Source organism: Chitinophaga dinghuensis (assembly GCF_003259435.1).
GTDB lineage: Bacteria > Bacteroidota > Bacteroidia > Chitinophagales > Chitinophagaceae > Chitinophaga > Chitinophaga dinghuensis.
This window is the reverse complement of record NZ_QLMA01000002.1, coordinates 766523-787951: the sequence shown is the minus strand read 5'-3', so window position 1 is coordinate 787951 and position 21429 is coordinate 766523. Positions and strand designations below refer to the sequence as shown.

Genomic DNA, 21429 nt, shown 5'->3' with positions numbered 1-21429 from the left:
TTACCATTAATTGGTGACTCTTTTGTAGCGCAACCTTACGGAATTGACAGCTAGTACTACATCTGAAAGGCCCATTATACCTGCGCCTACAATAGGATTCAGGAATCCCAGGGCTGCCACAGGTATAGCTACAACGTTGTAAATAAAGGCCCAGAAAAGGTTTTGTTTGATCGTCAGATAAGTATGTTTCCCCAGGCCCAACGCCATTGGCAGCGCGCCCAGGTGATTATTCAGCAGTACTACATTGGCACTTTGCATCGCCACCTGTGTTGCATCACTAAGAGAAATACCGATAGTAGCCTTAGACAAAGCCGGTGCATCATTGATACCATCTCCAACCATTGCTGTAGGAGCGGTAGACATGAGGTCTGCTATCTTCCGTAACTTCTGTTCAGGACTTTGCTCTGCATATATCTCCGTAATACCCACCTGGGCGGCCAGTTCCTCACATTTCCGTTGCGTATCGCCGCTGAGAAGGATAGGTTTGATACCCATTTTCACCAGTGCCTCCATTACAGCAGGAGCTTCCGGACGAAGTTCATCTACCAAATCGATCCATCCAACCAGTTGCCCGTTTTTCAGGAGATAAAGATGATGGCTATCATCTGTTGCCGCTTCGCCCGCCATGCGGAAAGAACCCAGCTGCCATTCGTTGCCGGCTTTATCGGCGGCGCGCATGCCTAAGCCTTTATGCTCGCGCACCTGCGTCAGGGTGATTTCTCCGGCTGATTTCCAGGCCGTGGCGATAGATCGTGCAATAGGATGAGAAGAATATTTTTCCAGGCTGTATACAATCTGCTGGAATTCCTGTTCCGTCATCGTTTCGAAATGAAACTTGCCAATGCTGAGTTTACCTGTAGTAAGCGTGCCCGTTTTATCGAAAACAATCTGGCGGATATTTTTGAACAGTTCCAGGGTATGACCACCTTTAATGAGAATACCATTCTTGGCGGCACGGCCTAGTCCTACCATTACTGCAGCTGGAGTAGCCAGTCCCATAGCACAAGGACAGGAAATCACCATTACTGCGATACTGCGCATCATAGCAGTAGCGAGTGTAGTATGACCAATAAAATACCATCCAAGGAATGTAAGTATGGCAATAGCTAAAACTGTTGGAACGAAGATGGCGCTGATACGATCTGCCAGTCGCTGCATAGGCGGCTTGTCGTTCTGCGCCTGCTTTACAAGGTCGATTATGTAAGACAGCACTGTATCTTTCCCAGTGGCGGTAATAAATATTTTGATACTGCCTTCTTCCAGGATGGTGCCTCCAATTACTTTATCCTTGCCGTTTTTGGCTACTGGCGCGCTTTCGCCGGTGATCATAGATTCATTTACGTGACCGGAGCCCCAGTAAACAGTACCATCCATGGGGATTTTATCGCCTGTATTAACGAGGACGAGGTCGCCCGTTTTTAAGGTACGGTTATCCACTTCATGGACGTGTTCATGGCCATTTTCAAGGTGTATGAGTCGCGCCGTAGTGATCTGCATCTTAGCCAGGTCTGCAATGGCAGAAGTGGTTTGCTTCACTGATTTTTCTTCCATGAGATTTCCCAGGAAGACGAGGGTCAAAATGGCTGCTGTGGTTTCATAAAACAAGTAGTTATGATCGCCATAGATGATAGTACCCACAAAGCTGTAAACAAAAGCGGCAGTGGAACCGAGTACTACCAACACGTCCATATTCGCCACTCCGTTGAGCAGAGAGCGGAAAGCACTTCTTCCGAAATGCCACATCCCTACCAGGTATACGGGCAATGTAAGGCCAAACTGCACCCATGGATGCTGCAGCCATGGCCAACTTACCCACATATGTAATAACAGTGGGAGGGTAAATATGAGGCAGAAAAAGAATTTGAAAGTAAGGGTATTGTATAGGGATACCGGGGCGGGTGCTTCATCGGGTAATACTACCCGAAAGCCCATCTGGTTAATACCTTCCAGTACGTCAGCAGAATTTGCGCCGGCAGGCAGGTGAAAGCTCACTTCTTCTGTGGCAAAGCTGACATTTACTTCCTGCATTCCTTTTTTCTCGAGGTATTTGGAAACGCTCAATGCACAATTGGTGCAGTGCATTCCTTCTACCTTGCAACTGATTGGTGTCATCGTATTTCGAATTAATACAAAGGTACCTTCCGAACTTTTACAAGTGAGAATTATTAATGCAACTCCGCGTCAAAACAAATTCATCTACATAAATATCAAATATTTAAATATTCATATTTTATATATTCAATACACTTGAGAGAATCGTATCAAATCCCTGAAAATGCGATAAATTTGTTGATGCAATGGACATTTTCACTGGAAGAATTACCGGAAATAGCGAAGGATTTCTGGAAGCAGTATGGCAACAGAAAGGTATTTACCCTGGAAGGCCCTATGGGAGCAGGAAAAACGACACTTGTAAAAGCGTTGTGCGCTGCTGCCGGCGTAGAAGACACGACAGCAAGTCCTACATTTTCCATTATTAATGAATATAATTACCGGGATCAGGAAGGGAAAATACGCCGGATATATCATCTGGACCTATACCGGTTACGTGATGAGGATGAGGCGATTACAGCAGGTGTGGAAGATACCATATACCAGGATGCAGTTAGTTTTGTGGAATGGCCACAGGTAATAGCTGCCATACTCCCTGCCGATACTATCCACCTGGAATTATCCGTTTTGCCTGACCAAAAAAGGAAATTGGCCGAGGCGGGCACACGAAACAAATAATGTATCTTTGATAGTTACCTTTAAACACAGAATAATACTGACCGTATGGAGCAAAGGCAAAAACCTGTAGTGAGTGCTGGCTTTACCTATTCACCACTGGAAGAAACGCTGGATATACCTACAAAAAATTCCCGTTTATACATCGGTATCCCAAAAGAATCTTCTTTCCAGGAGAACCGTATTGCCCTCACTCCTGACGCAGTAAGCATTCTCGCGGCCCACGGACATCATATAGTAGTAGAACACAAAGCAGGAGACGCTTCTCATTACTACGATACCGATTACTCCGAGGCTGGCGCCGAAATCGTATACGACCGTAAGGAAGTATTCAAGGCAGAAATTATTTTGAAATCAGCTCCCCTTACCGATGAGGAAATAGAGCTGCTGCACCCTCACCAGATCATCATCTCCCCTATTCATCTGGCCGCCCTCAAAGCATACCAGGTGCAAAAGATGATGGACAAACGTATCACCCTGCTCTCTTTTGAAAATCTCAAAGACGACGCAGGTACTTATCCGATTGTTCGTGCGATGAGTGAAATTGCCGGTGGCGCTGTAATGCTGATTGCCGCACAATACCTCAGCAACGACAACAAAGGAAAAGGCATCCTGTTGGGTGGTATTACCGGTATCCCTCCTACCAAAGTTGTGATAATTGGCGCTGGTATTGTGGGAGAATTTGCTGCCAGAACTGCACTGGCACTGGGTGCATCCGTAAAAGTATTTGATAACAATATCTATAAACTGAAACGCCTCCAGAATAACATTGGTGTGCGTGTATTCACTTCCGTTATCCAGCCTAAAGTACTGGCAGAACAATTGCGCAACGCGGATGTAGCCGTGGGCGCACTTTCCAGTCAAAGTGGCCGTACGCCTATTGTGGTGACAGAATCCATGGTAAGTAATATGAAAGCCGGTTCTGTTATCGTAGACGTTAGCATTGACCGCGGTGGATGCTTTGAAACTTCAGAGATCACTACGCACGAAAACCCGGTATTCAAAAAGTACGATGTGGTGCACTACTGTGTGCCTAATATTCCTTCCGGGTTTGCACGTACAGCCTCAGAAGCTATTTCTAATGTACTGATGCCCCTCCTTGTGGAAGCGGCCGATGATGGCGGTTTTGAAAACCTGGTATGGATAAAGCGCGGCGTGCGAAATGGTATTTACCTCTATAAAGGCGCATTAACCAACTACCATCTGAGCGAGAAATTCAAGCTGAAATATACAGACCTGGAACTGCTGCTGGCAGTAAAAGGTTAAGGATATACCATAAAAAAGGAAGCGTCTCCACTGAGTAGAGACGCTTCCTTTTTTTATAACGTTATACTATAACTCTAATTTATATCCCATCAGCAAGGCAATAATGATCGCCAATCCCACTACTATTCTGTAATAGCCCCAGATCTTAAAGCCGTGTTTCTTCAGGGAATCGATGAAGAACTTAATGGCCAGCATAGCTACCACAAATGCCACAATATTGCCCACCAGCAGAAGTTTCAGGTTTTCCGGATGCGCCATCAGCAGTTCTCTTCCTTTCAACAGTTTATAACCAGTAGCTGCCGCCATAGTAGGCACTGCCAGGAAGAAAGAGAATTCAGCCGCCACATTTCTGGTCAGCTTTTGTTGCATACCTCCGATAATAGAAGCGGCACTGCGACTCACACCAGGAATCAGCGCAATACATTGGAAGAAGCCAATACGCAGCGCGGCGAATATGTTTATTTTCTCGTCTGTATCAATGGTAGGTTGCTGGAACCAGTTATCCACAAACAAAAGGATTATCCCACCCACAAAGAGGGAAACACCTACTGTCATAGGACTTTCCAGCAGCGTATCAATTTTATCCCCAAACAGGTAACCAAGAATCAATGCCGGTATTACTGCCACAATAAGTTTCAGGTAAAAATTCATTCGGTTCTTATCGAATACAAAGAATTTTTTCCAATACAGCACTACTACTGCGAGGATGGCGCCCAACTGGATCACTACCTCAAAGAGTTTGGTAAATTCATCCTTGCTGATACCCAACAGAGAACTTACGATAATCATATGACCGGTGGAAGAAACAGGCAGAAATTCCGTCAAGCCTTCAACAATCGCGATAATGATCGCTTGAAAAAAAGTCATGTAGAAATTATATGGTTAAAAGTGAAAAAAATAGCGATGAGTATTGGTCATCGCTATAGAGAATAAAATAATGTATGGGAATCTTACGCCTGTTGTTTAGGACGGCGCATGATGGCATATACTTCAATCAGCAGACCACCCACGATCACAATAGGAGCAAGGGTGATACGGCGCCAGCTGTATACATCGTTTGCATTGAAGGTATTAGGATCAGTGCTTTTACCACCCAGCATCAGGAGGAAACCAACAATTATCACGATAATACCTATCAGCATGATGCGATAGTTCTCTTTAGGGAATATGTCCAACATTTTCACCTGTTCTTCAGGTTGAGCCGTTTTGGACGCTGTAGGTTTTACGATTGGTTTAGCCATTGTATGAATGAATTAATATCTGAATTTAAGATTAATAAAGATCATCCAGTTTGAGACGCAGGTACTTCATTACTGAACGGTGCGTACTAAACAGGGAAATAGCGATACCTATAACAATCATTCCCAGGAACAGGAGCCCGATCATCAGGTTATCTCTCATGCCATTCAGCTCTGGCAGTACTTTATCTGCAAAAGACATCATGGCAAACAGACCAGCAATGGCTATCAACGCACTGAGGGCGCCATTGATGATACTGCGAAAGTCGAATGGCTTGGCAATAAACCACCGGGTGGCTCCCACCATCTGCATGGTTTTAATGAGGAACCTGTTACTGAACATCGCCAGACGAATGGTATTATCGATCAGGAAAACAACTGCCAGACAGAGCACACCACTGATAATCAGCACAATCATACCGATACGCTGTACGTTCTCATTCAGTTTGTTTACCAGAATACGCTGATAGGAAATCTCCCTGACAATACTTTGCTGGGTGAGATTATTCTCAATTACCTTCAAACTGTCTGCATTCACATAGTTAGCGTTGGCTTTAATGTTAATGCTGGCGTATAACGGATTATATTCAAGCAGGTTGATGAAATCCTCCCCAAACTCTTTTTTGAATCTTTCAGCAGCCATCTCCTTTGAAACGTATTCAATGGACTTAACATATGGCTTTACTGCAATGGAATCGCGCAGGGCAATAGCCTGGTTCTCCTTCACATTATCTCTCAAAATAACCTGAACCTCAATACTTTCTTTGAAGTATTTACTCAGTTTATTCGCATGTATCACCACCAATCCGAGGGTTCCCAGCAGGAATAGTACCAGGGCCACTCCGACAATGGAGTACAGGTAAGATGGTTTCGACTTCTTTGCTGATGATCTTCCTGGTTGCGCCATTAATCTGTAGTTTATCGGCGAAAATAATAAAAATTAGTAGTTATGTGTTTAATTTTGCCAGCCAAAACATTCCGGCATTTTCGAACGGCAATATAAAAAGTTGTATGGGTTCATCATTGTTGTATTAATGAATTTAACATTATTTTGCTAAACCGGCTCTTCTGCTGGCATAACATATTATATTATTTTGATAACGTGGTTAGGGCAGGATGTATTGTATATCCGCTTGCTAACCACTCAGCTGCAACCATATATGGAGTACAATTTCAGGGCGATTGAAAAAAAATGGCAGGAACAATGGGTGAACTCCCATGCCTACCGCGTAAAAAACGACAGCACTAAGCCCAAATGTTATGTGCTGGACATGTTCCCCTATCCTTCCGGTGCGGGCCTACACGTAGGTCACCCGCTGGGATACATCTCTACGGATATATATGCACGTTATAAAAGACTAAAAGGCTATAACGTTCTTCATACCATGGGATACGATGCTTTTGGCCTGCCAGCAGAACAATATGCCCTGGAAACAGGTCAGCACCCTGCTGTGACCACCGCCCATAACATCAAAACATTCCGTGAGCAACTGGATAATATCGGCTTCTGCTACGACTGGTCCAGGGAAATCAACACCAGCGACCCATCCTATTACAAATGGACGCAGTGGATTTTCCTCCAGTTATTTGAAAGCTGGTATAACCGCAGCACCGAAAAAGCGGAGCCTGTCAGCGAACTGGTGAAAATCTTCCAGAAAGAAGGTAATATCCACCATACCTGCCCAGGCGACCGACAGATCCAGTTCACTGCAGCACAATGGAACAGCTATTCTGAAACAGAACAGCGCGATATCCTCATGCAATACCGCCTGGCTTTCCTGGCCTATGCAGAGGTAAACTGGTGTGCAGCCCTCGGTACCGTTCTCGCTAACGATGAAGTCATCAACGGCGTTAGCGAACGCGGCGGATACCCCGTTGTGAAAAAGAAAATGCGCCAATGGTTCCTCCGTATCACTGAATACGCCAACCGCCTCCTGGAAGGACTGGAAACGGTGGAATTCAGCGATGCTATGAAGGAAATGCAACGTAACTGGATCGGGAAGAGCCAGGGCGCTGAGATCAAATTCAATGTTAAGAACTCCGACGATAAAATCGAGGTATACACCACCCGCCCGGATACCATTTTCGGCGTGGACTTCATGGTAATCGCCCCTGAACATGAGCTGGTAAAGAAAATCACCACTCCTGAGCAGCAGGCTGCCATTGACGCCTACCTGGAATATGTTCAGAGCCGCTCTGAAAGAGAGCGTATGTCGGACGTAAAACAAATCACCGGCTGCTTTACCGGCGCTTATGCGGTTAATCCACTGGATGGTCGCGAAGTACCTGTATGGATTGCGGAATATGTACTGGCTGGCTATGGCACCGGCGCTATCATGGCGGTTCCTTGCGGCGATCAGCGCGATTTCAACTTCGCCCGCCACTTTAACCTGGCTATCACCAACATCATCGGCGACGCTTTCACCGGAGAAGAAGCAAATCCTACCAAAGATGCGATCCTCCAGAACAGCAACTTCCTGGATGGCGTAGATATGCGCAAAGGAGCCGACATGGTGATCAGCAAACTGGAAGAAATGGGCATCGGCCGCCGTCAGATCAACTATAAAATGCGCGATGCAGGGTTTAGCCGTCAACGTTACTGGGGCGAACCATTCCCCATCATCTATAAAGATGGCGTTCCTTATGCAGTAGAAGAAAAAGACCTGCCGGTGGAACTCCCGCATATTGAAAACTATAAACCAGGCCCAGAAGGGGAAGGTCCACTGGCCAATATTACCGACTGGGTAAATATTGCTCCGGGCGTAAAACGTGAAACCAATACAATGCCTGGCTATGCAGGTAGTAGCTGGTACTTCCTCCGCTATATGGACCCTCACAATACCCATACCTTCGCGGATCGTCCAATCACGGATTACTGGAACCAGGTGGATGTATATGTAGGCGGTACCGAACATGCGGTAGGACACCTGTTGTACTCCCGTATGTGGACAAAAGTCCTCTACGATCTGGGATATATCGGTTTTCATGAGCCTTTCAGAAAACTGATTAACCAAGGTATGATACAGGGTTCTTCCCGTTTTGTATACCGTGTACGTGGCACCAATGAATTTGTTTCCTATGGCCTGAAAGACCAATATGATACAGATGCGCTGCACGTGGATGTTAACATCGTGGATGGCGTAGTATTAGATGTGGAGAAATTCAAAGCATGGCGGAATGAGTATGCTGATGCTACCTTCATCCTGGAAAATGACCAGTATATCTGTGGCCAGGAAGTAGAAAAAATGAGTAAGCGACTGTTCAATACAGTAAATCCGAACGATCTCGTTAACAGATACGGCGCTGATACCTTCCGCATGTATGAAATGTTCCTCGGTCCTGTAGAACAATCTAAACCATGGGATACCAAGGGCATTGAAGGCGTACACCGCTTCTTGAAGAAACTCTGGCGTCTGTTTGTAGACGAGCAAAAAGGACTGATCGTCACCAACGATAATCCTACTCCGGAGGAACTGAAAGTATTGCATACTGCTATCAACAAGATTGACAACGCTACCAACAGCTTCTCTTTCAACACGGCCGTAAGTGCTTTCATGATCTGTGTGAACGACTTGACTACCCTGAATTGCCATAAACGCAATATCCTGGAATCGGTGCTGATCCTGCTGACGCCTTATGCGCCACATATTGCAGAGGAACTGTGGCAGTTGGTTGGTTTCAATGAAAGCATCCTGAATGCGCCTTATCCGGTGTACAAGGAAGAATATACCAAAGAAAGCGACTTTACTTACCCAATCGCCATCAATGGTAAAACTAAAACCGAGATGAGTCTCCCATTGGATATGGACGAAGCTGGCCTCCAGGCTGCCGTTCTGGCCAATGAACAGGTACAGAAATACATCGATGGTAAACCACTGCGTAAAATCATTATCGTTAAAGGAAGAATGATTAACCTGGTCGTTTAACCACCAGATAATAAAATATATAGGGAAGGGATGGTGAGACGCCATCCCTTTTTCTTTTGCATACAATAAAAGCAGTATATTTAATAACCCATTTCCGGGGCCCCTCAACTATGCTGCAGGATATCTTACGCAAACACCAGGACTCCTTTCAACCCGTGATCCAGCTCCTGGACCCCGCAGAATCGCTGTTGTCCATGGATTTCACCAGAAACAATGCGACCCTCACTCCTGCCATTCTCCAGGATATAGACCAGTTTTGCCGATATATAGATCATACCCTGGCGGATAATGGGTACCGACTGGGAATAGGCGGTTATGGGGAACACCGTACCATCTATGCGGTTAGTCCGCATTTTGATGCCGGTGAGGAGCCTCGGCGCCTCCATCTTGGCATTGATGTATGGGGACTCTCAGGCACCCCTGTTTTTGCGCCCCTGAATGGTCATATCCATAGCTTCCGTTTCAACGACCACTTTGGCGATTACGGCGCTACCATCATCCTGCAACACCAACTGGATGGATACACTTTCCACACCTTGTACGGTCATCTCAGCATCTCTAACCTAAAGGGACTGTACGAAAATATGCCCGTCACCGCTGGCCAGCAATTAGCCTGGTTCGGATTGCCGCCCGAAAATGGCGGATGGCCGCCACACCTGCACTTCCAGATTATTGAAGATATGCAGGCCTTTAGGGGCGACTACCCCGGCGTATGCCGCTTCAGTGAACGGGAAAAATACCTTCGCAATTGTCCGGACCCCGATCTGATCATGCAGCTAAATAGGCATATACGTTAAGTAGTTGTGAAGTCTTACACCAACGGTTCTTCCTTACCATTACTATTTATTATTTTGGGGCAGCTAAATCGATTAAGTAATGAAAAAAGCTGTTTCCCTCGTGCTGTTGTTACTGGCAGGCGTGATGGTATTTGCGCAGGCGCCTTTACATGTAATGACCTTTAACATCAGGATGAATACGCCTAATGACAGTCTGAATGCATGGCCACACAGAAAAGACAAACTGGCCTCCACTGTTCAATTCTACAATATCAGCACCCTTGGCGTGCAGGAAGCCCTGGACGATCAGATGCAAGATCTGCATCGATTATTACCGGGATATAAATCCATTGGCGTAGGCCGTGATGATGGAAAAACAAAAGGAGAATATTCTGCAATTTTCTATGATGTAAACAGACTACAGCTACTGGATCAGCAAACGTTCTGGTTGTCTGAAAGTCCAACTGTGCCTGGCAGCAAAGGCTGGGATGCAGCGATTACCCGCATTGTGACCTGGGGAAAATTCAAGGATAAACAAACGGGTAAAGTGTTTTATCATTTCAATACCCATTTCGATCATATGGGTAAAATTGCAAGAAGAGAAAGCGCCAAGTTACTGTTACAGAAGGTGCATGATATTGCAGGTAAAACGCCTGTTATCATTACCGGAGATTTCAATGCGACTCCAGACGACGAACCTATTCGTGTAGTCACTGACGTTAATAATGCCTTACATTTTACAGACAGCAAGGCTGTCAGCAAAACGCCGCACTATGGTCCTGTAGGCACTTTCAATGGCTGGCAAGCAGGAGAAATGGAGCCCGCTCCTATTGACTACATCTTCCTGAAAGGTAATTTTGAAGTACTGAAACACGCTACCATTTCAGAAACATGGGGAGGCAGATATGCATCAGATCATTTTTCTGTATTCACTGTAATTAACATCAAATAAAATACAGGAGGTTGTTTCATCGTGCATTCATCTTTCAGTGAAATGCGCCACAGGCGCACCAATGAAACAACCTCCTTATATTTTGAGAATTAGTCGTGCGTATGTTCTACAGACATACTATTTTCAACAGCTCCGGCAAGCTTGTCGTGCAGGTTGGAATTCATATCTATATTGATCACAAGTTTTCCGGAATCGAAAGATCCGGTAAAATCTCCGATCTGCAGTTTGCTTAAAGCCAGGTCCATATTCACCTGTAGCTTTCCTTTCCATACAACGCTGCTATCAGATACTACTACATCTTTACCCTGGGCTTTCAATTCAATGGTACCAGATAACTGGATATCCATTGGAATAGTTTTACCATCCCATGTAAGGCGGCCTTTTAAAATAACCGCAGGCTCTTTTTTATCTCCTTTCACCTGCGCATATACTTTTACTTGTTGGTAAGTACCTACTGGCACTTTGATAGCGCCTAGTGCGCCAGGCACTTTCAGCAGATCGATGTATCTGTCTGTAGTCAGTTTAAAGGAAACTTCATCTTTTCCTCTTTTCGCTTCAAAACGAATTTCTTTCAGTCTTGCTGCAGCGGTATCCCAGGTAATATCGAACCGGCCTGAGCTGGCTTTAGCCATGGAAGCGTCGCCGGTAACAGCGGCCAGTCGGCCAGTTGCGTCGGCAGAAAGAGAGGCAGTACTAGTAACATTTTCAAATTCGTAATTAACACTCGCCGCATTTTTTTCATCCAGTTTTGGTTGATCAGGCTGTGTCATGTCTGAGCTGCAGGCGGCAAACATCGTTGCGAATAGCCCTGCTACAGCGAGCATGTAGAGGTTTTTGGTTTTCATTTGATATGGTTTTGATAAAATCTTAAAAGGTTAACTGCGGTAAAAATAAAGAAGAAATTCGGAAAAAAAATAGCAACACAATTAATTTAAAAAGAAATATCCGATAACGTTATACGCTATCGGATATTCATATGAAACATAGACTACTCTTGAGTTTGCTTAATTCGTGTAGGCGTATCCGTGCCATTTACAATACTTACTGAACTGGTCGCGATCGCTTGAATAATAGCAGTGATATTTGACATATCCAATGTACTTACTTCATCTCCTACGGTGTGATAATACTGATCTTTATCAATCTGCGTAGTAGAAATAGTATGAGCAGGAACACCGAAACGAGCCAGGGTAGCGTTATCTGAGCGATAGAATAAATTCTGTTCCGGATATGGATCAGGATAAAATTTAAACGTAGATCCGTTCAGGTTATTCTGCAAAATTTTTCCGAAATCAGATTTTTCATATCCTGTAATGAATGCGCTGTTCTTTCCGAATTTGGATTCCTTACCAATCATTTCAATGTTAAACATCGCTACAACCTTGTTGGGATCTAGCTTGCGAGAGAAATATTGAGAACCGTGTCCGCCGGTTTCTTCACCAGTGAATGCAACAAAGATGATGGAACGAACCGGTTTCTTACCGCTGAAATAATTAGCTAATTCAATGACTGCAGTTGTTCCGGAAGCATCATCATCAGCGCCGTTTGCGATAGAGTCTTTACCAGCGTTAGGTATAATACCCAGGTGGTCATAGTGGGCGCTGAATACTACATATTCCTCTGGCTTAGTAGTACCGCGAATCATACCCACAATGTTTGTAAAGGGAGTTTCCACGATATTACGTTGGGCTTTTATCTCCCAGTTATCATTCTCTCCTGCTGTTGTTCCGTTTTCCAGTACTACTACCAGATTGTATGGCGTTTCATTTGGTTCAATATTATCAATATCCGCAGGGTCGTTGTAGTATTTTTCAGATACGCCCATTTTTATGTATGACTGGTACTTCGCCAGAGAGGAATCTACCCACAGTACGGTATTCTCTTTCAGTTTACCTGCTTTCCGCATCATACCGAATAACAGAGATGGAGAATTAACATGTACCTCCTTAATCTTGGCTGTATCTTTTTTCCAGTCAATACTTCTGGCTTTACCCACTACTACTATATCCAGATTTTTAGCATTACCGTTAATGGTAATGGAAGAACTGTTCTGGATAAGTTGATATTTCTTGAATTCCTGTCGGTACCTCGTATTACCTTCCAGTGGCAGGAGTTTGGCCTTGGCAAACTCGTCTTCAATAAACTTTGCGGCTTTAAATGCGCCTGGGGTCCCGGGTTGACGACCCATCATATCATCATCGGCAAGGGTGGAAACAATGCGTTTCACTTCTTTTTCTTTGATAACCTGCGCATAGGTACTATAACCGGAAATAGCACAGGTAAGCAGGAGTAAGATTGATTTTTTCATGCGTAGAGCGTGTTTTCTTTGTTGGCTGAGCTTTTGCAGCAAAGTGAAATTACCACTTTCCAGTTGATTCCAGCAACGCATATTTTTCCAAGCGCTTTTCAGTACTTTTGGGTTCATTGAAGATATGTCAGATCAATATTTAAGACCAGATGAGAACAGGCTCAGCGCAGCTGAGAAAGAGTTCGAAAATAGTATTCGTCCGCGGGAGATCATTGATTTCTCGGGGCAGGATCAGATTATTGAGAACCTGAAGGTCTTCATCAAAGCTGCAAAAATGCGTGGTGAAGCGCTGGACCATGTACTGTTTCATGGTCCTCCCGGCCTTGGTAAAACGACCCTTTCCCGCATCGTTGCGAATGAAATGGGCGTAAACATCAAGGAAACTTCAGGTCCTGTGATAGAAAAACCAGGCGACCTAGCAGGATTGCTCACCAACCTGGAAGAGCGCGACGTGCTTTTTATTGATGAGATTCACCGACTCAGTACCGTCGTGGAAGAATACCTGTATTCTGCCATGGAGGACTATCGTATTGATATCATGATCGATTCGGGCCCAAGTGCCAGGTCTATACAGCTGAACCTGATGCCGTTTACACTGATCGGCGCCACTACCCGTTCTGGTCTGTTAACTGCTCCTTTATTATCCCGTTTTGGTATTAAATCCAGGCTGGAATACTATACAGCAGGCACTTTGCAGAAAATCATCTGGAGAGCTGCAGGATTGCTGAATACAAAGATAACTTCTGATGCTGCCGGGGAGATCGCCAGGCGCTCCAGAGGAACGCCTCGTATTGCAAATGGGTTGTTGCGCAGGGTAAGGGATTTTGCACAAGTAATGGGCAATGGTACCATCGATCTGGAAATTGCACAGTTCAGTCTGAAAGCGCTGAATGTGGATGAATATGGACTGGATGAAATGGATAACCGCATTTTGCAGGTGATCATTGAGAACTTCAAAGGAGGTCCGGTAGGTATTACTACTATTGCTACTGCTGTCGGAGAAGAAGCGGGAACCCTTGAAGAGGTATATGAGCCATTCCTGATACAGGAGGGCTTTATCAAACGTACGCCAAGAGGTCGTGAGGTAACGGAGAAAGCCTATACGCACTTAGGGAAGACGCCATTCCGCACGGGTGGCAATTTACTTTTCTAAGGATAACATAACATCTTGACGCTATCAATAAAAGACTGGATAAAACAAAAGAAGTGACGTCTGCGACGTCACTTCTTTTGTTTTATTATTTTAGGCAGGAGTATTTGTCCTGCTGAATCATATACAGCGTAGTACTACTCTTTCACTACCAGGCGGAAGCCGTTGCCGTGAATATTGACAATTTCAATATTAGAATCGTCTTTCAGGTATTTACGCAGTTTGGCGATATATACGTCCATACTACGACCGTTGAAGTAGGTATCGCTGCCCCAGATTTTTTTCAGTGCCAGCTCTCTTGGGAGTAGGTCGTTCTTATGTTCACAGAGCATGTGTAACAGTTCATTCTCTTTCGGCGACAAGGTATGTGAATCTCCGTTGCGGGTCAAAGTACGCAGGCGGGAGTTGAATTCATAAGAACCGATTTTGAATTCGTGTTGTTCTTCTTCCTTGCTATGCAGTTCCTGGTTGCGTTTGAGGATGGCTTTGATCTTCAGCAGCAACAATTCGCTATCGAAAGGTTTGGAGATATAGTCGTCAGCACCCAGTTTATAACCCTGGATGATATCTTCCTTCATGGTTTTAGCGGAGAGGAAGAACAGGGGGATATCCGGATCTACATCACGGATTTCTTCGGCCAGTTTGAAACCGTCCATGTTGGGCATCATGATGTCCAGCAGGCAGATATCAAATTTTTCACGACGGAAGGCCGCCAGCGCCAGGATGCCGTCCCTGCAGAGCTCCACATCGTAGTCGTTCAGCTCCAGGTAGTTTTTCAATACCATACCGAGGTTGGTATCATCCTCTGCCAGTAATATTTTCGGTTTACGTTCTTCCATAATCATAAAGGGTTGATTATAACAAATATAAAGTTTTTTCTGCGGCCTGAAAGGTCGTAAAATTCCGGACGCGGAGTCCGAAAAAAATTGTTAAAACTGCGCTCAGCGCGCTGTTATAACGCAGATATATACACGAAGGTTCTGTATTAGCGCTCTTTAATGAGGGAAGTCAGCGGATGACGGAGATTACCGTAGTTTATCATGTCTACCACTACGCTACCAACGGAGATAGGGCTTTCTATACGTAAGGGAATCTTATTACCATCATCGCTTACCCATACGGTCATTTTCTCTCCGCCTTCAAACACGGTGCCTTTGATCAGCAGGGGTTTGAATTTAATGGCCCGGAAAGTGCCGAATTTGGTTTTTACGTTTTCTTTGCCAAGGTATCTTACATAGATATTATACACCTGATCATCGAGGAACATGGCAAAGGGAATTTTGTCGCCTTCGTTGTACTTGGAGAAATCGATGTTTCTGGCATAATAGATGGAGCTGATAACATCCTGTACGCATGGAGGAACCGTATAGGTACCGGTAGTACTGATCGCCTGATGTGCGGCCTGATTGAAAACTACGTTATTGTAGATTTTGTATCCGCCTTCATTTACATTGCGAACGAACTTCAGTGGTTGCAGTGTAGCCGTGTCTAAATAAGTTTCATAACGATCCCGCACTTTAAAGAACCAGTCATAGGCCTTATAGGTTTTACCATCTCCTACGATGTGGAATACATCGCGACCGGCAAACTTCTCCAGGCTGCAATTAAAGGTAGCTTCGCCGGCGCCAATGAACATTTTTCCGAGGGCATAGAATACTTTCAGGGTGATGGTTTCACCGGCATTGAAACTGCTGTTGCGGATAGAGCAGAAGTCGGTCTGCGCTTGAGCGGGGCGTATACAGGTTAAGCTGATGATGATGAGTAACAAATACCGCATTGCTAGAGTCTATTTTTCCTTTATTATTTTAACTCCCAGCAGGAGCACTGTTCCAGCGATAGCAGGGAGGAAGAGGTTAATCAACCAGATTCCACCTGTGGCTGCAAGGATAGCTACTTCGTTGGAACTGAGCAAACCGAGGAAGAAGATACTTACTTTTCCGCGAACTCCAAGTTCAGCAATGGCAATAGTGGGAACAACAGCCATTACAAGGTAAATTACACTGTTGAGCAGGAAGGCCTGCCACCACAAAAACTCCACTCCCAATGCGTCCAGCAAAATCAAATACTGTGCCGAGAAGACCAGGTAACGGAGGGCTGAAAGCAGCAACAGATAACGCAATTGAGCGGGAGAATATCTCACAATTATCTGAACAAAAACGCTGAGTTTGCGCAGCCATCTTACTTTCTCAAATACAGCCAGAATTAACCTTAACCGAAAATATAACAATATCGTCAGGGCACAAATAATTACCAGCACTCCCAGGACCAAATTTCCCCAGAAGTCGGGGTTCAAATACCTGGAACCATCTCTGGGCGCGAGGTTATGTATATAATAGATCAAACCAATTAACCCAAAAATAACAGTTACGATCAGCTGGCTGAAACTCCCTACAATGGTGGCAGCAATGGCTTTTAACTTGTTATGGTTCTGGAGATAAAGTACGCGACCACCGTACTCGCCTATACGATTAGGGGTATTAATAGAAATGGAAACCCCTGAAAGGATAGCGCTGAAGGCCTTGATAAAAGAGATTTTCTCCAGGGGGCGTACCAGCATCTGCCACTTACGGGCTTCAAATCCCCAGTTAAAAAACATCAGTACTACTACCAGGAAAATACCTGTCCATCCTTTCTGATGCAGGGATTCGCGCATCTGACGGAACGACTCATCCAGGTTATCCCTGTGGGTCACCTGCGTATAAATAGAATAACCTAACCAGACGAAAAGGATAATGCCTAATGCGTAATTGAGAATTATTTTGGTACTTTTGTTCAGATTAATAAGTTTTGGCAAAAATAACCTGTGGTTGGCAAACAAATCGAAAATAATTCTGGGCATTGACCCTGGAACCCTTGTAATGGGCTATGGCCTTATTTTGGCTGAAGGGAAAAAAGTCAGTCTTATTGAGATGGACGTGCTAAAATTGTCAAAGCAAAAAGATCACTATGAGCGCCTGCAATTGATACATAGTAGTGTTGGAGATCTTATCAAAACCCATAAACCAGATTGTTTTGCGATTGAAGCTCCGTTTTTCGGGAAGAATGTTCAGAGTATGCTAAAACTGGGTCGGGCCCAGGGAGTAGCCATTGCTACTGCTATGCATGCAGGATTACCCGTTACAGAGTATTCCCCAAAAAAAGTTAAACAGTCTGTCACCGGTAATGGTAATGCAGATAAAGAACAGGTATGGCTGATGTTACAACGTATCCTGAAACTCACCAGCCGTCCTGATTACTTTGATGCTACAGATGCTTTGGCGGTAGCAGTATGTCACTTCTACCAGGAAAGCAATCCGCTGGCAGGCCTCACAAAGTCAAAAGGTTGGGAACAATTTCTACAGCAACACCCCGAAAGAATCGTTCGATAGGAAAAGCATATTTCATAAATTCCAAAATTGTAGTTACTTTGTTGCAAATCGGTCATTGCTAAATCCATCGCCACTTAGCATTGATCCCAGCCTTATCAGGTTGACTATGAAAAAAAACTATCAGCTGTTACGCCTCGGCAGCGCAGCGTCAATTGTTATTACAATCAGCATCAAGGAGATATGAAAGCGAGAATCTTATTAGTGGAAGACGATCAGTACATCGGCGCAGCAACTAAGAAAAGATTGGAGGAATCGGGTTATGATGTTGTGCACAGTATTGACGGCCAAGCCGCCTGGGAACAATTCCAGACACGCACATTTGATATCTGTTTGCTGGATGTTGTAATGCCTAAAAAAGATGGGCTAGCACTTGCTGAACAAATTAGAAGAGTAAACGACCATGTTCCTATTTTGTTTCTGACCTCCAAAAACGAGAAAGAAGACAGAATTAAAGGTCTCCGTACAGGTGCAGATGATTATATCAGCAAGCCATTCAGCATGCAGGAACTCATCCTGCGTATCGAAGTATTCCTGAAAAGAACCAGGAATCAGACTGTAGAGAAATCAAATACTTTCCACATCGGCAAACTGACGTTTGATTACGAAGACCTCAGATTGTACACCGCGGAAGGTGACATTTCTATTGCCCTTACACAAAAAGAAGCGGAACTACTCCTCTATCTCTGTAATAATCCCAATAAGACTTTAAAGAGAGAGGATATTCTCGCCAATGTATGGGGTAAGGACGACTATTTCCTGGGTCGTAGCATGGACGTATTCATCACAAAACTCAGGAAACATTTTAAGTCCGATCCGCACATCAGGCTCGAAACCCTGCATGGTGTAGGCTTCCGCTTCAATGTACCCACGTCTAAATAAATCCTAAAGACGTGCAGCAATCGCCTGCTGTATCTCTTCAAATTCCGCCGGAGAAAGCTTCAGTTTACTCCTGGAAAAATTCATATCATCCGCAGAATTGATAGGGATCAAGTGCATATGCGCATGCGGCACTTCCAATCCTACCACACTCACCCCAATACGGTTACAAGGAATCACCGCCTCAATGGCATGCGCAATCGGTTTGGCAAATAACAGCCACTCCTTCAGCAAGTCATCCGATACATCAAAAAATTTGTCCGTCTCCACTTTCGGAATCACCAACGTATGCCCCTTTACCAACGGAAAAATATCCAGAAAAGCATAAAAATGGTCGTTCTCTGCAATCTTATAACTAGGTATCTCACCACGAATGATTTTGGAAAAAATGGTCATATGGTTTCGTTATTATTATGCCAATAAAAAAGGGCCTCGCTACCGCAAGGCCCCGTAAATATCGTTAAAAACCGCCATGGTTACGCGGAGATATCTTCAATTTTGAATTTAATTTGCCCATTAGGCGCTATCACCTCTGCAATATCACCCACCTGTTTGCCCAGCAGACCTTTCCCTATCGGGGAAGTAACGGAAATTTTTCCGGCCTTCAGGTCTGCTTCAGTCTCTGAAACCAGTTGATATGTTACGGTTTTTTTGTTAGCTACATTTGTGATAGTCACCTTACACAAAATTGAGACTCTGGAAGTGTCAATCGAATCAGCCTCTACAATGCGCGCTGTCGCAATCGCATTCTCCAGCGTAGCAATCTTGGCTTCATGCAACCCTTGTGCTTCTTTGGCGGCATCATATTCGGCATTCTCCTTCAAGTCACCCTTCTCCCTTGCTTCCGCAATGGCCTTCGCGATCTCTGAACGTCCTTTGGTTTTAAGTACGTTCAGTTCACTTCTCATCTGTTCAAGAGTTTCTTTAGTAACGTAGTTTACGCCAGACATAACCTGCTGTATTTTATTGGTTATAAGAAAAAAAAATCAACGCCCCCACTTGCATGGAAGCGTTGTTTTTCTGGTTTACAGCAAATATACTGAAAATTCTTAAAGAAAAGAAATTTACCTTTTCGATATAAATATATTGAAAATCAACTATTTATATCGAATTACCACAACCGTTGCAGTTGCTTACAAAATATTCAGCTTCTCCAATACAACCCTCGGCATACGAATACTCGCTTCATGCGAATAACCCGCAATATGAGGTGTCACCACCACATTCGGTGCAGCCAGAAAAAATGCCAGCTGTGCCTTCTCCTCCTCCGTATATGTATTCAGCTTTTCATTCTCCAAAACATCCAGACAAGCGCCCTGTACCCGACCATCCTCTAAAGCTGCAATCAGATCAGGATTGTTCACCAGTTTCCCACGCGCCGTATTCATAAACCAAATCGGACGGGCAAAAGACCGGAAAAACGCACTGTTGGCAATATGTCGGGTTTCATCCGTCAACGGCAAATGCAAACTCACGATATCCGCATCACGGAAAACCTCTTCTAAACTCACCTCTTTCACGGTTGCATTCCCAAAACCCTTACGGTATTTGTCATATGCAATAATATTCACACCAAAGCCACTCAACTTATGCGCAAAAGTACTCCCGGTATGACCATAACCAATAATAGCTACAGTCTTACCTCCCAGCTCCCAGGCACGGTTGCCGTCCCGCTCCCAGATACCTTTACGCAATTCCAGGTTACTTTTCAATATGTTATGCATCAACGCCAGTAACATACCTACCGCCTGCTCTCCTACCGGGTCCTGGTTGCCCTCCGGACTACTCACACAATGAATCCCCTTACTTTCTGCATAGGCCACATCAATCAGTTCCATACCGGAACCTAATCTACCTATCCATTGCAAATTGCGGGCATGATCAATGATTTGTTTGTCGACACGGATACGCGTGGTTACAATCAGTCCTACACATTCAGGAATCTCTGTATAGACTTCTTCATACGTAATAGCCGGCAGATAAACAGGTTCGAATCCTTTTGTCTCCAGCTGATCTATCAGGTAGGGATGAACTTTTGCGGTAATTAGTACTTTCCTGCTCATATCATCTTATGCGATAAGGCTGCAAAATCCGCTACAGTAAGCTCTTCTGCGCGCTTACTAAATATAGGGTCCTGCAGTGTTTCTTTGGTAAATAACGGTTTAAGCGGATTTCTCAACTGTTTCCGACGCTGTCCAAATGCAGTTTTCACCAACACTTTGAACTTGCGTTCTGAAGCTACATCCGCCGGTTGTTCCAGACGGGTCAGACGGATAACAGCCGATTTCACCTTAGGCGGCGGATTGAAACAGTTTTCATGCACTTCAAACAGGTATTCAATCTTATAGTACGCCTGCAGCAGTACACTCAGAATGCCATAATCCTTGTTCCCATGAGGAGCTGCCAGACGCTGGGCCACCTCTTTCTGGAACATACCCACAATAACATCCACCTGCTGGCGCCAGTCCAGCACTTTGAACATAATCTGAGTAGAAATATTATATGGGAAATTGCCTATCAGGCGGAAAGAACCTTCAAATGGCAGTTCTGCATCCAGGATGCTCACATTAATCAACTTTCCCTGGATGGCAGGGTAAGTCTTCTCCAAATACTGCACCTTCTCGGTATCCAGCTCAATGGCCTTAAAATGTATGTCGGGAATCTGGAGCAGATATTTGGTAATGGCTCCCCCACCGGGGCCCACTTCCAGCACCTGCTGGCCTTCTGTTACAGGTAAGGATTCAACTATTTTCCTGCAGATGTTCTCGTCAGTCAGGAAATGCTGACCCAATGATTTCTTTAGTGTATACATGACTGAGCCGCAAAGATACTAAAAGCTGGC

At 44.7% G+C, this 21429-nt stretch carries 21 protein-coding genes; 8 read left to right on the top strand and 13 right to left on the bottom strand.

Annotation, left to right across the window (positions count from 1 at the left end):
- Nucleotides 1-6: 6 nt before the first annotated feature.
- Nucleotides 7-2112, bottom strand: coding sequence for a heavy metal translocating P-type ATPase (locus CLV59_RS08610; RefSeq protein WP_111591595.1), 2106 nt, complete (start codon nucleotides 2110-2112; stop codon nucleotides 7-9).
- Between the two features lie 180 nt (nucleotides 2113-2292).
- On the opposite strand from CLV59_RS08610, the gene tsaE reads away from it, so the two are divergent.
- A complete protein-coding gene (gene tsaE, locus CLV59_RS08605) occupies nucleotides 2293-2730 on the top strand; it encodes a tRNA (adenosine(37)-N6)-threonylcarbamoyltransferase complex ATPase subunit type 1 TsaE (protein WP_111591594.1) in 438 nt (145 codons plus the stop codon).
- A 45-nt stretch (nucleotides 2731-2775) separates the two neighbouring features.
- Nucleotides 2776-3993: an alanine dehydrogenase gene (locus tag CLV59_RS08600; RefSeq protein WP_111591593.1), complete on the top strand. Its 1218-nt coding sequence runs from the start codon at nucleotides 2776-2778 to the stop codon at nucleotides 3991-3993.
- A 66-nt stretch (nucleotides 3994-4059) separates the two neighbouring features.
- Here the strand turns inward: CLV59_RS08600 and CLV59_RS08595 are convergent, their stop codons facing one another.
- The 3 genes from CLV59_RS08595 to CLV59_RS08585 form a co-directional block, all read right to left on the bottom strand.
- Nucleotides 4060-4860 carry an undecaprenyl-diphosphate phosphatase gene (locus CLV59_RS08595; RefSeq protein WP_111591592.1) on the bottom strand — a complete coding sequence of 267 codons (801 nt, stop codon included), beginning with the start codon at nucleotides 4858-4860 and terminating at the stop codon, nucleotides 4060-4062.
- A gap of 83 nt (nucleotides 4861-4943) precedes the next feature.
- Entirely contained in the window at nucleotides 4944-5234 is a 291-nt protein-coding gene (locus CLV59_RS08590; RefSeq protein ID WP_111591591.1) for a DUF3098 domain-containing protein, read from the bottom strand.
- Nucleotides 5235-5265: 31 nt separating this feature from the next.
- Nucleotides 5266-6138 (bottom strand): cell division protein FtsX, encoded by an 873-nt coding sequence (locus CLV59_RS08585; RefSeq protein WP_111591590.1) that lies wholly within the window; start codon nucleotides 6136-6138, stop codon nucleotides 5266-5268.
- Nucleotides 6139-6325: 187 nt separating this feature from the next.
- On the opposite strand from CLV59_RS08585, the gene leuS reads away from it, so the two are divergent.
- The 3 genes from leuS to CLV59_RS08570 all read left to right on the top strand — a co-directional run bounded on the left by leuS (nucleotide 6326) and on the right by CLV59_RS08570 (nucleotide 10885).
- A complete protein-coding gene (leuS, locus tag CLV59_RS08580; RefSeq protein WP_449384897.1) occupies nucleotides 6326-9157 on the top strand; it encodes a leucine--tRNA ligase in 2832 nt (943 codons plus the stop codon).
- Nucleotides 9158-9267: 110 nt separating this feature from the next.
- Nucleotides 9268-9954: a peptidoglycan DD-metalloendopeptidase family protein gene (locus CLV59_RS08575; RefSeq protein WP_111591588.1), complete on the top strand. Its 687-nt coding sequence runs from the start codon at nucleotides 9268-9270 to the stop codon at nucleotides 9952-9954.
- Nucleotides 9955-10033: 79 nt separating this feature from the next.
- Nucleotides 10034-10885, top strand: coding sequence for an endonuclease/exonuclease/phosphatase family protein (locus tag CLV59_RS08570; RefSeq protein ID WP_111591587.1), 852 nt, complete (start codon nucleotides 10034-10036; stop codon nucleotides 10883-10885).
- Between the two features lie 89 nt (nucleotides 10886-10974).
- Here CLV59_RS08570 and CLV59_RS08565 read toward each other — a convergent pair whose 3' ends face one another.
- The gene (locus tag CLV59_RS08565) at nucleotides 10975-11730 is read right to left on the bottom strand and encodes a hypothetical protein (protein ID WP_111591586.1); all 756 of its coding nucleotides are present in this window, start codon (nucleotides 11728-11730) and stop codon (nucleotides 10975-10977) included.
- 143 nt (nucleotides 11731-11873) lie between these two features.
- On the bottom strand, nucleotides 11874-13193 hold the full coding sequence (locus CLV59_RS08560) for a M28 family metallopeptidase (RefSeq protein WP_111591709.1): 1320 nt from the start codon (nucleotides 13191-13193) through the stop codon (nucleotides 11874-11876).
- 124 nt (nucleotides 13194-13317) lie between these two features.
- On the opposite strand from CLV59_RS08560, the gene ruvB reads away from it, so the two are divergent.
- Nucleotides 13318-14346 carry a Holliday junction branch migration DNA helicase RuvB gene (ruvB, locus tag CLV59_RS08555; RefSeq protein ID WP_111591585.1) on the top strand — a complete coding sequence of 343 codons (1029 nt, stop codon included), beginning with the start codon at nucleotides 13318-13320 and terminating at the stop codon, nucleotides 14344-14346.
- Between the two features lie 134 nt (nucleotides 14347-14480).
- Here the strand turns inward: ruvB and CLV59_RS08550 are convergent, their stop codons facing one another.
- From CLV59_RS08550 to CLV59_RS08540, 3 genes are all read right to left on the bottom strand, one after another.
- A complete protein-coding gene (locus CLV59_RS08550; protein WP_111591708.1) occupies nucleotides 14481-15182 on the bottom strand; it encodes a response regulator transcription factor in 702 nt (233 codons plus the stop codon).
- Nucleotides 15183-15328: 146 nt separating this feature from the next.
- On the bottom strand, nucleotides 15329-16120 hold the full coding sequence (locus CLV59_RS08545; RefSeq protein WP_111591584.1) for a DUF3108 domain-containing protein: 792 nt from the start codon (nucleotides 16118-16120) through the stop codon (nucleotides 15329-15331).
- Nucleotides 16121-16129: 9 nt separating this feature from the next.
- On the bottom strand, nucleotides 16130-17137 hold the full coding sequence (locus tag CLV59_RS08540) for a lysylphosphatidylglycerol synthase domain-containing protein (protein ID WP_170137681.1): 1008 nt from the start codon (nucleotides 17135-17137) through the stop codon (nucleotides 16130-16132).
- Between the two features lie 13 nt (nucleotides 17138-17150).
- Between CLV59_RS08540 and ruvC the strand changes: the two genes are divergently transcribed.
- Together ruvC and CLV59_RS08530 are read left to right on the top strand one after the other, a co-directional pair.
- Nucleotides 17151-17711, top strand: a complete 561-nt coding sequence (gene ruvC, locus CLV59_RS08535) for a crossover junction endodeoxyribonuclease RuvC (RefSeq protein ID WP_170137680.1) — start codon at nucleotides 17151-17153, stop codon at nucleotides 17709-17711.
- A 180-nt stretch (nucleotides 17712-17891) separates the two neighbouring features.
- Nucleotides 17892-18590 (top strand): response regulator transcription factor, encoded by a 699-nt coding sequence (locus tag CLV59_RS08530; RefSeq protein ID WP_111591581.1) that lies wholly within the window; start codon nucleotides 17892-17894, stop codon nucleotides 18588-18590.
- 3 nt (nucleotides 18591-18593) lie between these two features.
- On the opposite strand, the gene CLV59_RS08525 is transcribed toward CLV59_RS08530, so the two are convergent.
- The 4 genes from CLV59_RS08525 to rsmA form a co-directional block, all read right to left on the bottom strand.
- The gene (locus tag CLV59_RS08525; protein WP_111591580.1) at nucleotides 18594-18983 is read right to left on the bottom strand and encodes an HIT family protein; all 390 of its coding nucleotides are present in this window, start codon (nucleotides 18981-18983) and stop codon (nucleotides 18594-18596) included.
- An 80-nt stretch (nucleotides 18984-19063) separates the two neighbouring features.
- Nucleotides 19064-19537 (bottom strand): transcription elongation factor GreA, encoded by a 474-nt coding sequence (greA, locus tag CLV59_RS08520; protein WP_111591579.1) that lies wholly within the window; start codon nucleotides 19535-19537, stop codon nucleotides 19064-19066.
- Between the two features lie 183 nt (nucleotides 19538-19720).
- Nucleotides 19721-20650: an NAD(P)-dependent oxidoreductase gene (locus tag CLV59_RS08515; RefSeq protein ID WP_111591578.1), complete on the bottom strand. Its 930-nt coding sequence runs from the start codon at nucleotides 20648-20650 to the stop codon at nucleotides 19721-19723.
- Nucleotides 20647-21399 carry a 16S rRNA (adenine(1518)-N(6)/adenine(1519)-N(6))-dimethyltransferase RsmA gene (rsmA, locus tag CLV59_RS08510; protein WP_111591577.1) on the bottom strand — a complete coding sequence of 251 codons (753 nt, stop codon included), beginning with the start codon at nucleotides 21397-21399 and terminating at the stop codon, nucleotides 20647-20649. The genes CLV59_RS08515 and rsmA overlap by 4 nt, the downstream gene beginning before the upstream one ends.
- Between the last annotated feature and the right edge of the window lie 30 nt (nucleotides 21400-21429).